The sequence below is a fragment of the Gordonia sp. (in: high G+C Gram-positive bacteria) genome (genome assembly GCF_049299075.1).
Taxonomy (GTDB): domain Bacteria; phylum Actinomycetota; class Actinomycetes; order Mycobacteriales; family Mycobacteriaceae; genus Gordonia.
On record NZ_JBAQWU010000392.1, the window covers coordinates 1 to 13,493 of the forward strand.

Genomic DNA, 13,493 nt, shown 5'->3' on the forward strand with positions numbered 1-13,493 from the left:
ACTCCGCTGTGCTGATCCTAGCGACGGGTTCGGACAATCAGCGCCGACGGAATGCCACCGGCTCCCGGCGCTGCGTTTCGAGCACTCGCCGCAGCCCTTCGGGAATGTCCCGCGAGCCGCCGGACACCGCATCGACAACGACCAGAGTCGTCTCGCAGAGCGCGGCGACGCCGCCGTGTGGGTCGAGAAGTCGGCTGGCGAAGTCGCACGAGCGCCCACCGATCCGCGACACCCAGACCTCCCCTCGGACCGGCTCCGGCGAATAATGGAGCATCGAAGTGAACTCGATCTCCTGGCGAGCCAGGAGCATCAGGATTCCGTCCGGGCTCGCCTCGCCGAACCAGACGCGCATGGCGCGGACTCGCGCTTCCTCGAACAGCCGGGCGATCTGCACGTTGTTCACGTGGCCGAGGGCATCCATATCACCCCACCGCAGCGCGAGTTCAACGACGACAGGCTCGGCGGGAACTTCAGAGTTCGACACGCCCTGCACGCTAACTCACGCTCCCAGCGAACCGGTACCTGGCTCAACTAAAGTGAGGCAGGTGCACCTGTTCACATCTCGGCTGCTGCTGCGGCCCGTTGACGCCGCCGACGTCGATCTGTTGGCCGCTCTCGACGCCGATGCTGAGGTGATGCGATTCGTCAGCGGCGGCGTACCCACGCCGACGGCGCGGGTGGCCGACTGGGTGATCCCCCGCATGCAGTTGCAACAGCAGGAATACGGCACCGGGATGTGGCTGGCCTTCGACGCTCATACGATGGCCTTCGTTGGCTGGGTCCAGATGCGGACACCGCGCCACAGCGGCGCCCTTGAGCTCGAGTTGAGCTACCGCTTACGGCGCGAGACCTGGGGTCACGGCCTGGCCCGTGAAGCTGCGAGCGCGCTGATCGCGGCGATCTTCACCTCCACCCCCACCACCCGGATCTTCGCAGGCACCGACGTCGATCATCACGCGTCGCGGCGGGTACTCGAGGCCCTCGGTATGCGGCTTGCCGCCGATACCGATGCGGCGGCGCTGACTCGACGTGACGCCTGCCTGGAATACGAGATTCTGCGCTCGGTGTGGGCCGTCGGACGCGGACGCGGAGCTGCGGTATCGGCGACCGCCCCGCCCACATCGCGTTCCGGTATGACGGCCTGACCGGTACGCGCTACCGTAACTGAGGTGATTCGACTTTCGTCAGATCGCCGAGTGTCCGCCAGGCCCCGTACCCGCTGCCCCTTGCACCAGGAGAGTCTTCCGATGACCGTCCCCCGTACCGACACGCCGCGCCGCCGCCAAGTCGTCATCGTCGGCTCTGGCTTCGGCGGCCTGTTTGCTGCGCAACGCCTCAAAAAGGCCGACTGCGACGTCACCCTCGTCGCCAAGACCACCAGTCACCTTTTCCAGCCGATGCTCTACCAGCTCGCGACCGGTATCGTCGCCGAAGGCGAGATCGCCCCGGCCACCCGCGTGGTGCTGCAGAAGCAGAAGAACACGCAGGTCCTACTCGGCGAGGTATTCGACATCGATGTCGAGAATCAGATCGTGCGCTCCCAGCTGCTCGAGCGCGTGACTGACCTCCCCTACGACGATCTGATCATCGCCGCTGGCGCGGACCAGTCGTACTTCGGCAACGACCATTTCGCCGAATACGCCCCGGGTATGAAGACCATCGACCACGCACTCGAACTGCGCGGCCGTATCTTGGGCGCCTTCGAGCAGGCCGAACTCTCGCACGACCCGGTCGAGCAGCAGAAGCTGATGACCTTCGTCGTCGTGGGCGCGGGACCGACGGGCGTCGAAATGGCCGGGCAGATCGCCGAGATGAGCGATAAAACCCTCAAGGGCGCATTCCGCAACATCGACCCGACAAATGCTCGCGTCATTCTGCTCGACGCCGCCCCCGCCGTCTTGGCGCCGTTCGGCGAGAAGCTGGGCGCGAAGGCCGTCAAGCGTCTGGAGAAGCTCGGCGTAGAGATTCAGCTCAACGCCATGGTCACCGACCTCGACTACGACGGCCTGACCGTGCGTGGCAAGGACGGCACCGAGCGCCGTATCGAGAGCCAGTGCAAGGTGTGGTCGGCCGGCGTCCAGGCCAGCGGCCTGGGTTCGGTGCTGCAGGAGAAGACCGGGGTGGAACTCGACCGAGCCGGCCGGGTCAAGGTGGGCCCGGACCTGGCCGTGCCCGGTTACCCGAATCTCTTCGTCGTCGGCGACATGATGGCCGTCGACGGCGTACCGGGTGTCGCGCAGGGCGCCATCCAAGGTGGCCGCTACGCCGCCGATGCCATCAAAGCCGAGATCACCCGCGGCCAGACGCCCGAACAGCGCACCCCGTTCAGCTACTTCGACAAGGGCTCGATGGCCACTGTCTCCCGGTTCAGCGCGGTGATGCAGGTGCCGATCCCGGGCACCAAGAAGAAGTTCGAGACTGAGGGCTACTTCGCCTGGCTCGGCTGGCTCGCCCTGCACCTGGTGTATCTGGTGGGCTACCGCAACCGGTTGAATACCCTCGTCAACTGGTTCTTCGCCTTCTCCACGCGCGGCCGCACGCAGTTGGCGATCACCGAGCAGCAGGTGTACGCCCGCTCGGCCCTCAAGGAGCTGACCTACCTCGAACGACTGCGTGTCGCCGAGGCCGAACACAAGGAACGACGGGCCGCCGACACGGCGTCGGAGGCCGTCGCCCCCGACGCCTGACGACCGCCGATGTGCGCCAGTTAGCGTCCGGGGCCCTCGAGGTTCTGCAAACGCACTCGGGACTGGGCGATCAACCGGCCATCGTCGTCGACCATATCGACCTGCCATAGCTGCTGGCGCCGCCCGCGGTGGATGGGTGTCGTGCTGATATGCAGTGTGCCGGTGCTGATCGAACGCAGGAAGTCGGTGCTGTTGTTGGCGCCGACGGCAACGCCGCCCAATCCCTGTTCCTGCAACCAGCAGTACCCGCTGATGCTCGCCGCGCTCTCGGCGACCGCGCAGTACACACCGCCGTGCGTGATACCGAACGGCTGATGGTGGTCGGGTGTGATGGTCAGCGTCGCCGTGACACCGTCGCCGGTGGCCTGCACCATCTGCACGCCGAGTAGCTTGTCCAGCCCGACGCTGTTGAGCTCGTTGATTTCATTGCCATTGACGTCATTGTTAGCCATGGATCTCACCCTGCCACGCCACACACAACGATGGCCCCCGGGACCGTAGTTCCGGGGGCCATCGTTGCCGAGGATCGGGGGTCTCTGCAGCCCTCAGGACACTCGCTCGATCCCTGATTGATAATGTAGGCTAACCTTACCCTGGTGTCAATTCCTCGGAATAACCCAAGGCCAGACGGCCTGGCGATCGCACGGGAACATCCCGTCCCCGCCAGTCGTTGACGAGATAGGCGAACAGACGACCATGTCGGGAGCGTGCGTAGTATGAAAAAGATGAACGGCTTGGGCGAACTCGAACGCGCCGTGATGGACACTTTATGGGCCTCTCCTGCTCCGCAGACCGTCCGCGAGGTGCATGCCGAACTAGCCAAGACCCGGTCGCTCGCTTACACCACGGTGATGACAGTGCTCCAGCGTCTAGCAAAGAAAGACCTAGTCACCCAGATTCGCGCCGACCGCGCGCACCGCTATGCCGCGACCCGTCCACACGAAGACCTGGTCGCCAGCCTGATGGTCGATGCACTGCACGCCGCGCATGCTCCCGGGTCCCGACACGCAGCGCTGGTCTCCTTCGTCGGCCGCGTCGACGCCGACGAGATCGCAGCCCTGCGCGAGGCACTGGACGAGCTGGAAGCCGCCAACCCCGCAGTCAGCTGACGCGAACTTCCGAGTGCGACCTTCCTCACTCGACCTCATTGCCTATTGTGGACGACAGCACGCCCACGAACATCTGACCACCAGCCCCGCGAGGATGCCCTGATGACCGCCCTGCTGTTCGGTGTCCTCGCGCTCGCGTTGGCCGGTCCACTCCCCGCCGCCCTGGCCCGTGCCGAATGGCCGCTGTACGTTCCCCGCGCAGCGATGACGCTGTGGCAAGCGATCGCGTTGACCGCCGTGCTCTCCGCCTTCAGTACCGGACTGGTGATCGCGATCAATCTGTTGGCCATCGGTTCGGGCGGACCGCTCACCGCCACTCCCGCCGCACAAATTTCCCGCCTCGGCTGGTTCACCTGGTCGCTCTGCGCGCTGGTATTTGCCGCCACCGTGCTGATCGGGTCACGACTCCTGGTCACCGTGACCGCCACCGGGTTCCGGACCCGGACCCGCCGCAGGCACCACCGCGAACTCATCGACCTACTTGACCGCGCCGAACTGCGCCGCGCCGCAGGCAGCGATATCCGCGTGCTCGACGTTCCGACACCCATGGCCTACTGTCTGCCCGGCCTGCGCTCACGCGTCGTCCTTTCCGAAGGCGTGCTCGACCGACTCTCCCTCGACCAACTCGCTGCGGTGATCGAGCACGAACGCGCCCATCTGCGCGCCCGGCACGACCTGGTTCTGGAAGCGTTCCTCGCCCTGCACGCGGCATTCCCCCGCTGGGTGCGGTCGGAGTCCGCGCTCGCGGCCGTGCGCCTGCTCGCCGAGGCGCTCGCCGACGACCAGGCTGTCCGCGTCACCGGCCGGACGTCAGTGGGTCGTGCACTGTTCGCCTGCGCCGACGCCATCGCCCCGAGCGGCGCCATGGCGGTCGGCGGACCCACCACCGTGGCCCGCATCCGACGTCTGACGGACCCACCTGCCCCCGAAACGCTGCGCTCACTATCGGCAACCGCGTACGCGATAGCCGCCGCCCTGCTAGTCATTCCGACGGTCGCCGTCGCCCTTCCCTGGCTGACCGAACTCAGCCGTTAGCTCCCCGCTCACTACCCCAGCCGCGGCCCGGTCCGCTCACGAAAGGTTCCACCGTGCGCTTTCTGTCCGGCCATGAGCCTGACCACGATCTGACCTACGACGACCTGTTCATCGTTCCCAACCGTTCCGCGGTCGCCTCCCGGTTCGACGTCGACATCTCCACCCACGACGGCTCCGGCACCACCATTCCGGTCGTGGTCGCCAACATGACCGCCGTCGCCGGCAAACGGATGGCCGAGACGGTGGCCCGCCGCGGCGGCATCGTGGTGCTCCCCCAGGACGTCCCGGACGATGCGGCCGCCGACACCATCGCGTACGTCAAATCGCGCAACCTGGTGGCCGACACGCCTGTCGTCCTCGGTCCGCACGACCTGATGGCCCACGCGCAAGCGCTGATTCCCAAACGGGCGCACGGGTACGCGGTAGTGGTTGACAACGACGGCCGTCCGATCGGCCTGATCCCGCGCGCCCACGGCAGCGATCTGGACATGTTTAGCGAATTGAGCCTGTCGCTGCTCCCCATCCCGGTGCTGCTGCCCGACACCACCGCGCCCCGGACCGTCTTCGACACCCTCAGCGACGCGAACACCGATCTGGCGGTGCTGGTCGATGCCGAGGGCCAGCTCACCGGGGTGCTGAGCCGGGTCGGCGCGCTGCGTGCGGGTATCTATCGCCCCAACACCGATGCGCATAATCGCCTGCGCATCGCCACCGCCGTCGGAATCAACGGCGACGTCGTCGGTAAGGCCCGCGCCCTGGTTGCGGCGGGCACCGATCTCCTGGTCGTCGACACCGCGCACGGGCACCAAGCCAAAATGCTCTCCGCCCTGTCGGCGATCGCCGCTGCTGAACTGGGCGTACCGATTGCCGCAGGCAACGTCGTCTCCGCCGCAGGCACCAGTGATCTGGTCAACGCCGGGGCGTCGATCGTGAAGGTCGGCGTCGGACCGGGCGCGATGTGCACCACCCGTATGATGACCGGCGTGGGCCGTCCGCAGTTCTCCGCCGTTGCCGAATGCGCCGCTACCGCAACCGAACTCGGCGCGTCGGTGTGGGCAGACGGCGGGGTACGGCATCCGCGCGATGTGGCGTTGGCCCTCGCCGCGGGAGCATCGAACGTGATGATCGGTTCCTGGTTTGCCGGAACCTACGAGTCTCCTGGCGATCTGCAGACCGACGCCGACGGGGAGTTCAAGGTCAGTTTCGGTATGGCCTCCAAGCGCGCCGTCGCCGCTCGATCGACGGCCGACGAGGCCTACGATCGCGCTCGCAAAACACTGTTCGAAGAGGGCATCTCGTCGTCGCGTATCCGGATCGATCCGGACCGTCCGAGCGTGGAGGACCTGATCGACCACATCTGCTCAGGTCTGCGGAGCACCGCCACGTACACCGGCGCCCGCGATCTCACTGAGCTCCACGACAAGGTGATTCTCGGTGTTCAGTCCGCGGCGGGCTTCGCCGAAGGTCGACCGCTGCCCGGGGGTTGGTGAGCCTTCCTCGTGGAAATCTTGCTGATCGTCGGCAAACTCGCCGGCTTTCTCGCGCTGACCCTCGGCACGGCACTGTTCGTCGCCTCCGAGTTCTCCCTCACCGCACTGGAGCGGTCTACCGTCAACGACGACATTGCCCGGCGCGGTGACCGGCGCGCGCGGACCGTCGCCCGCGCCCACCGGACGCTGACCTTTCAGCTCTCCGGCGCGCAGCTTGGCATCACCATCACTACCCTGATCACCGGCTATCTCGCCGAACCTGTGCTCGCCCAACTCATCGATCCCGTCTTAACGCACTTCCCGTTGTCGGCGGGGGCTACCAGCGGGATCTCCTTGGCCCTTGCGCTCATCATCGCGACCTCCCTCTCGATGGTGCTCGGTGAGCTAATCCCCAAGAACCTGGCGATCACCACACCGCTGGCCACCGCCCGCGCCACTTCGGGGGCGATGATTGCGTTCTCCACCCTGTTCAAACCGGCGATTGTCGGTCTGAACGGCACCGCCAACGCCGTGGTTCGCAAGCTCGGTGTGGAGCCGACCGAAGAACTAGGTTCGGCGCGCAGCGCGGCCGAACTCGGTGCGCTGGTACGAAATTCCGCGTTGCGCGGCGCCCTCGACGCCGATACCGCAACCCTGGTCGACCGTTCGCTGCGCTTCGGCTCCCTGCACGCCGACGACCTGATGACGCCGCGGGTGCGCGTGCAGTCGCTGGAGCCCAGCGACACCGTCCGCGACCTGGTCTCGGCAGCCTCGGAGACCGGCCACTCCCGCTTTCTGATCGCCGATGACGGCGACCTGGACAATTTGGTCGGCGTCGTCCACATCAAACAGTCCTTCACGGTGCCGCCGCAGGCGCAGGCGACCACCTCATTGCGCTCGCTGGCGCGCCCGGTGACCCGTGTCCCCGACAGTCTTGACGGCGACGCGCTGATGGAACGAATCAAAGCCGACGGCCTGGAAATTTGCGTGGTCGTCGACGAATACGGCGGCACCGCGGGCATCGTCACCTCCGAGGACCTGATCGAAGAGATCCTCGGCAACGTCACCGACGAGCACGATGACGAAGAGTCCGAGGTGACGCGCGTCGGCAACGGATTCCGCTGCGCCGGGCTACTCCGCAACGACGAGGTGACCGATGCGATCGGTTACCACGCGCCCGAGGGGCCGTACGAGACGCTCGGCGGCCAAGTGATGTACCTACTCGGCACCATTCCCGAGGTGGGGAACATCATCGATCTGCCGCTGCGACCGATCCCACCGGACCCCGACGCACCACCGGAAACCGCGTGGCGCGCCACCGTCGTCGCCATGGATGGACGTCGCGTCGACGCGGTCTGGCTGACCCCGATCGACCCGACGCCGGCAGATCAGGCACCGGCAGCCAGCGCTTCGTCGGGAGGCAGCGATGGGTGACCTCTGGGGGGTGGTCCTCACCCTTGTACTGCTAGCGGCCAATGCTTTTTTTGTCGGCGCTGAGTTCGCGCTGATCGCCGCGCGCCGCGACCGCCTCGTCGCACTCGAAGAGTCCGGCAAGAAGCGCGCCCGGACGGTGATCAAGGCGAGCGAACAGTTGTCGCTGATGCTTGCCGGTTCTCAGCTGGGTATTACGATCTGCTCGATCCTGCTCGGCCGCGTCGGTGAACCCGCCATCGCGCACCTGCTGGAGAAGCCGCTGCACTGGATGAGCGTGCCAGCTGCCTTGCTGCATCCGATCTCGTTCGTGGTGGCCCTGGGCTTGGTAGTGGTCCTGCACATTCTCCTCGGCGAAATGGTTCCGAAGAACATCGCGCTGGCCGGTCCGGAACGTGCCGCCATGATGTTGATCCCAGCGCAATTGCTATTCATCAAGATCGTCCGTCCGGTGATCTGGTTCTACAACGCACTGGCCAACGGCACGCTGCGGCTGTTCGGCGTCGAGCCGAAGGACGAAGTGTCCTCGACTGTCACCGAAACCGAACTGGCCCAGATGATCGCTGAGTCACGCGATCTCGGCTTGCTCGATGCCGAGGAGCACGAGCGCCTGACCCGAGCCCTGGCCACTGTCGAGCGCACGGCCACCGAGGTAATGATCCCGTTGCGGGAGGTGCGGACCGTGCAGGCGGCCGTCGACCGGAGCACCGGCCGACTCGGCCCGCGTCTGGGCACCGTGGAGCGCGCGGTCCGCGACACCGGCTTCTCCAGGTTCCCGGTCCTCGGTCTTGATGGCGCCTACATCGGCTACCTCCACCTCAAGGATGTGCTCGACGACATCCTCGACGATCGCCTCGGCCCGGACAGTATCCTCGGTAGCGACAAGATCCGGCCGCTGCCGCGTATCGCCGCCGACACCCCGCTCGACGAAGCCAGCGTCTTGCTGCGCCGAGCCCGCGCCCACCTTGCCGTCGTGGTGGACCCCGGCGGCGCCCTGGTCGGGGTGATCGCCCTCGCCGATCTGGCCGAGGCCTTTGTCGGCGACCTGCGGGACGCCACGAACCGACGCAGGTGACTCGCTCCCGGGTAGTGCGGCCGCTGACGGCCGTCGACAACCTGCGGTTACCGCCGAGTTAGGTCCGAGTAAGATGGCCTCATCATCACCATCAGCGAGAGAGGGTTGGAAATGACTGAACGCGTCACCGTCCATGGATTGCAGGTTGCGCCGGTGCTGTACGACTTCGTCAACGAGCAGGCGTTGCCGGGGACGGGTGTCACGCCCGATGCGTTCTGGACCGGCGCCTCCGCCGTCATCAACGACCTCGCGCCGCGCAACCGCGAGCTACTCGCGGTGCGGGACGAGTTGCAGACGAAGATCGACCAGTGGCACCGCGACCACCCCGGCACCGTCGACCAGGGCGCGTACCTCGACTTCCTCAAGCAGATCGGCTACCTCGTCGAACCGCCGGCCGACTTCGAAATCACCACCAGTGGCGTCGATGCCGAGATCACCGGGACAGCGGGCCCGCAGCTGGTGGTCCCAGTCCTCAACGCCCGGTTCGCACTGAACGCCTCGAACGCCCGCTGGGGCTCGCTCTACGACGCGCTGTACGGCACCGACGCCATCAGTGAAGCCGACGGAGCGCAGAAGGGCACGTCATACAACAAGGTCCGCGGCGACAAGGTGATCGCCTGGGCCAAGAACTTCCTCGACACCGCCGTGCCACTGGAGTCCGGCAGCCACGCAGACGCCACCCGCTACGTGATCGACGGTGCGAAGGTCAACGTCGTCCTGGGCGACGACACCGAGGTCACGACCTTCGCCGACCCGAGCGCTTTCGCTGGCTACACCGGCGACGCGACGGCCCCGACGTCGATCCTGCTGCGGCATAACGGCCTGTACATCGACGTCCAGTTCGACCCGAGCTCCCCGATCGGCTCCACCGATGCCGCGGGCATCAAGGACGTCGTACTGGAGTCTGCGGTCACCACGATCATGGACTTCGAGGATTCGGTCGCCGCGGTCGATGCCGAGGACAAAGTGCTCGGCTACACCAACTGGCTGGGCCTGAACAAGGGCGATCTAGCCGAGGACGTGACCAAGGGCGGCAAGACCTTCACCCGAGTCCTCAACCCGGACCGCACCTACACCGGGCGCGACGGCCAGCCGCTGAGCCTGCACGGCCGCTCCCTGCTCTTCGTCCGCAATGTCGGCCACCTGATGACCAACCCGGCCATCCTCGACGCCGACGGCAACGAGGTCCCCGAGGGCATCCTGGACGCCCTGATCACCTCGGCCGTCGGTATCCACGGCATGAGCCCGGAGGGTCGGCAGAACTCTCGCACCGGGTCGATCTACATCGTCAAGCCGAAGATGCACGGCCCCGACGAGGTCGCGTTCACCGCCGAGCTGTTCGGTCGCGTCGAGGACGTCCTTGGCCTGCCGCGCAACACCCTCAAGGTCGGCATCATGGACGAGGAGCGGCGCACCACCGCCAACCTGAAGGCGGCCATCAAGAATGCCGCCGAGCGAGTGGTGTTCATCAACACCGGCTTCCTGGACCGCACCGGCGACGAGATCCACACCTCCATGGAGGCCGGGCCGATGGTCCGCAAGGCCGATATGAAGCAGCAGACGTGGATCAAGACCTACGAGGACTGGAACGTCGACACCGGACTGGCCGCCGGCCTGCAGCACAAGGCGCAGATCGGCAAGGGCATGTGGGCGATGCCCGATCTGATGGCCGACATGCTCGAGCAGAAGATCGCCCACCCGAAGGCTGGCGCCAACACCGCGTGGGTGCCCTCGCCCACTGCGGCCACGCTGCACGCCACGCACTACCACGAGATCGACGTCTTCGAGCGCCAGAACGAGATCGCCAAACGTGATCCGGCCAAGCTGGAAGACATCCTCACCATCCCGCTGGCCGCCGACCCGAACTGGACTGACGAGCAGAAGCGCGAAGAACTGGACAACAACTGCCAGTCCATCCTCGGCTATGTGGTGCGCTGGATCGATCAGGGCGTCGGCTGCTCCAAAGTGCCCGACATCCACGACGTCGGCCTCATGGAAGACCGCGCCACCCTGCGGATCTCGAGCCAGCTGCTGGCCAACTGGCTGCGCCACGAGGTGGTGACCGAGGATGACGTCGTCGCTGCACTCAAGCGGATGGCACCGGTGGTCGACCGGCAGAACGCGGGCGACCCGACCTACCGGCCGATGGCCCCGGATTTCGACGGCATCGCTTTCCAGGCGGCCACCGATCTGATCCTGCAGGGTGCCGCGCAGCCGAGCGGATACACTGAGCCGCTGCTGCACCAGGCGCGCCGCGACTATAAGGCCGCTAACGCCTGACCGGCACGAATTCTCCGAGCCCGGACCACAAGGTCCGGGCTCGGAGTTTCTCAAGGAGAGACAGACAACACATGGGTACGCACAGTTCCAACCGCAGCAGCGCGCTAGTGAGCCGCCCGCTGCTCGCCCTCGTTCTGGTCGTCGTTCTCGCCGTCGCCGGGTTCCTCACCTGGCGCGGGCTGGGCGAGCGGATCGACAACGATCAGGCGGCGGCGGCCGGACGCTGCCTCGAGGGAGCCGACGACGTCTCCGTCGTCGTCGATCCGGGCATCGAGCCGATGGTCAGCGAGATCGCCAAGAACTACAACGCCACCTCGCCGGTGGTGCGCGATCACTGCGTCACGGTGACCGTACGTGCCGCCGACGCTAAGGCCACCCTCGACGGTCTCGCCGCCGAGCAATGGGACGCCGAATCCGGTGGCGGTCCGCGCCCCGCGGCGTGGATTCCCGAATCGTCCATCTGGGCGGCGGCGTTGACGCAGGCGTCCCCGGACGCACTGGCTGGCGACGCCCAATCGATCGTCTCCTCCCCCGTGCTGTTCGCGGTGCGTCCCGAGTTGGCGGCCGCGGCCGGCGGACGTGTGCTGTGGGTTCAGATGTCCGGCCTCACCTACGCGGACGCCTTCGCTGCGTGGGGACATACGTCCATCCAGGGTTCGGCGCGCCTGGCCATGCCACAAGGTCCGCAGTCCGATGCGACGTCGTTGGCCGCCCAAGCTTTCGCTGCCAACACGGCCGCGGGGAATGAACCCCTCACCGCAGGTGAGGTGGAGACCGAGCAGGTGCAGTCCGGTCTGCGCCAGATCATGCGCGACCCGCCCCGTTCGGGCGATGGCAGCGCCGAAGCCGCCGTCACCGCCATCGCGGCCGCACCGAGCTTGGCCGCAGCGCCGACTCGGTCCGTCCCGATCAGCGAGCAACGCCTGTTCCTGGCGACCCGCGAGGATGCGTCGGCGAAGGTCGCGATCATCCGACCGCGCGGCCAGACCCCAGTGCTGGACTACCCGATGCTGCTGCCTGCAGGTAGCCCCGCCTGGGCGGCCGACACTATCTCCGAGTTCCGCACCTTCCTGCGCAAGCCCGAGCAGATGGCACTGCTGACCCAGTCCGGTTTCCGCGGGCCCGGTCCACTGCCCCAGGCCACCGCGACGGTCGACTTCCCCGACCTCGGTGACCTCATGGCGGCCCCGGAGCCAGCGGCCGTACTGGCGGTTAATCAGATCGTGTTCCCGGCCGCGGCGGCACCCACCCGCTGACCGGACCGCCGCCACCGGCGAAGCACTTTCGGCGCGGCTGCCGCGCGCCGCCCACATTCGGTCGTCATTCCCTGCTATAGACAGAAGAACTGACGAAGGGATCAGTCGTGGGGACGCACGAGAATGACGGCCGGCGTCAGCCGGTGAGCAACACGCTGCTGGCGAGCGTGCTCGCCGCGATACTGGTGACGGCACTTGTCCTCGCGTGGCGCGATCTGCCCGGTCGTGTCAATGACAGCCCCAGCACGTCCGCCGGGTGCCACGAAGGCCGCGGGCTAGTCAGCGTCGCCGTCGATCCGGCGATCGCGCCCGCGCTGCAAGAGAGCGCCGCAGCGTTCAATACGACCGCGCCGGTCGTCCGGAACCGCTGTATCGAGATCGAGGTCCGCCCGGTCGATGCGCGCGGCATGCTCGAAGGACTGAGCGCCGACACCTGGGATGCCCAATCCTACGGCGTGTACCCGGGCGCCTGGATCCCCGAGTCGTCAATCTGGGCCGCCGCCTTGCAGGTCGGCAAGCCGTCTGCGCTCGCCGGTACGCCCACATCGCTGGTCTACTCCCCAGTCCGGTTGGCGATGGAAACTCAGATCGCGGCGGCCGCTGACGGCGCGATCTCGTGGTCTGACCTGCCGTCACTGACCCGAGCGAACTCACTCGGCGAATACGGACGGAGCAGTTGGGGATCCCTCCGGCTGGCCATGCCACAGGGCCCGCAGTCGGACGCCACCTCGCTCGCCGCCCTGGCCGTCGCCGCCGCAACCGTCCCGACGGCAGATCCGCTGACCGCGGAACAGGCCTCGACCGCCGCAGTCACCACCGCGATGAACGAACTCATGTCGGCACCGCCGCGCGTCGGCGACGGCTCGGCCGAGGCGGCAGTCACCGAGATCGCCGACACCACCGTCCCGGCAACGGCCACCGTCCGCGCCGTCCCGATCAGCGAGCAGCGAATCTACCTATCCACCAAGAACGACGACTCCGCACGACTGGCGGTCGTCGAGCCGCATGGGCCCACCCCGGTACTGGACTACCCGGTGATCACACTGGGCGGGAGCGCCGTCCCCGCGTACGTTACCGAGGCCACCGCCGAGTTCCTCACCTTCGCCCGCACGCCCGACCAGATCGCACGCCTGGGCCGGTCCGGGTTCCGC

12 protein-coding genes are annotated in these 13,493 nt (G+C 67.0%); 10 read left to right on the forward strand and 2 right to left on the reverse strand.

Going from position 1 to position 13,493, the window contains the following annotated elements; all coding sequences use genetic code 11:
- Positions 1–37: 37 nt before the first annotated feature.
- The gene (locus WAW85_RS12510; RefSeq protein WP_422559933.1) at positions 38–484 is read right to left on the reverse strand and encodes an acyl-CoA thioesterase; all 447 of its coding nucleotides are present in this window, start codon (positions 482–484) and stop codon (positions 38–40) included.
- 61 nt (positions 485–545) lie between these two features.
- Here WAW85_RS12510 and WAW85_RS12515 point away from each other — a divergent pair, with 61 nt between their 5' ends.
- Both WAW85_RS12515 and WAW85_RS12520 read left to right on the forward strand, forming a co-directional pair.
- Positions 546–1,145: a GNAT family N-acetyltransferase gene (locus tag WAW85_RS12515; RefSeq protein ID WP_422559934.1), complete on the forward strand. Its 600-nt coding sequence runs from the start codon at positions 546–548 to the stop codon at positions 1,143–1,145.
- Between the two features lie 102 nt (positions 1,146–1,247).
- Positions 1,248–2,687, forward strand: coding sequence for an NAD(P)/FAD-dependent oxidoreductase (locus WAW85_RS12520; RefSeq protein WP_422559935.1), 1,440 nt, complete (start codon positions 1,248–1,250; stop codon positions 2,685–2,687).
- A gap of 20 nt (positions 2,688–2,707) precedes the next feature.
- On the opposite strand, the gene WAW85_RS12525 is transcribed toward WAW85_RS12520, so the two are convergent.
- Positions 2,708–3,139, reverse strand: coding sequence for a PaaI family thioesterase (locus WAW85_RS12525; protein ID WP_422559936.1), 432 nt, complete (start codon positions 3,137–3,139; stop codon positions 2,708–2,710).
- 264 nt (positions 3,140–3,403) lie between these two features.
- Here WAW85_RS12525 and WAW85_RS12530 point away from each other — a divergent pair, with 264 nt between their 5' ends.
- The 8 genes from WAW85_RS12530 to WAW85_RS12565 all read left to right on the forward strand — a co-directional run.
- Positions 3,404–3,796 (forward strand): BlaI/MecI/CopY family transcriptional regulator, encoded by a 393-nt coding sequence (locus WAW85_RS12530; RefSeq protein WP_422559937.1) that lies wholly within the window; start codon positions 3,404–3,406, stop codon positions 3,794–3,796.
- Between the two features lie 102 nt (positions 3,797–3,898).
- Entirely contained in the window at positions 3,899–4,831 is a 933-nt protein-coding gene (locus WAW85_RS12535) for a M56 family metallopeptidase (RefSeq protein WP_422559938.1), read from the forward strand.
- A gap of 53 nt (positions 4,832–4,884) precedes the next feature.
- Positions 4,885–6,321: a GuaB1 family IMP dehydrogenase-related protein gene (locus tag WAW85_RS12540; protein ID WP_422559939.1), complete on the forward strand. Its 1,437-nt coding sequence runs from the start codon at positions 4,885–4,887 to the stop codon at positions 6,319–6,321.
- 9 nt (positions 6,322–6,330) lie between these two features.
- Positions 6,331–7,734, forward strand: coding sequence for a hemolysin family protein (locus WAW85_RS12545; RefSeq protein WP_422559940.1), 1,404 nt, complete (start codon positions 6,331–6,333; stop codon positions 7,732–7,734).
- Positions 7,727–8,806, forward strand: coding sequence for a hemolysin family protein (locus WAW85_RS12550; protein ID WP_422559941.1), 1,080 nt, complete (start codon positions 7,727–7,729; stop codon positions 8,804–8,806). The genes WAW85_RS12545 and WAW85_RS12550 overlap by 8 nt, the downstream gene beginning before the upstream one ends.
- Positions 8,807–8,917: 111 nt before the next feature.
- Positions 8,918–11,086 carry a malate synthase G gene (locus WAW85_RS12555; RefSeq protein ID WP_422559942.1) on the forward strand — a complete coding sequence of 723 codons (2,169 nt, stop codon included), beginning with the start codon at positions 8,918–8,920 and terminating at the stop codon, positions 11,084–11,086.
- Positions 11,087–11,157: 71 nt separating this feature from the next.
- Positions 11,158–12,342, forward strand: coding sequence for a hypothetical protein (locus tag WAW85_RS12560; RefSeq protein WP_422559943.1), 1,185 nt, complete (start codon positions 11,158–11,160; stop codon positions 12,340–12,342).
- 107 nt (positions 12,343–12,449) lie between these two features.
- Positions 12,450–13,493, forward strand: a 1,044-nt coding sequence (locus tag WAW85_RS12565; RefSeq protein WP_422559944.1) for a substrate-binding domain-containing protein, incomplete at its 3' end; no start/stop codon positions are given.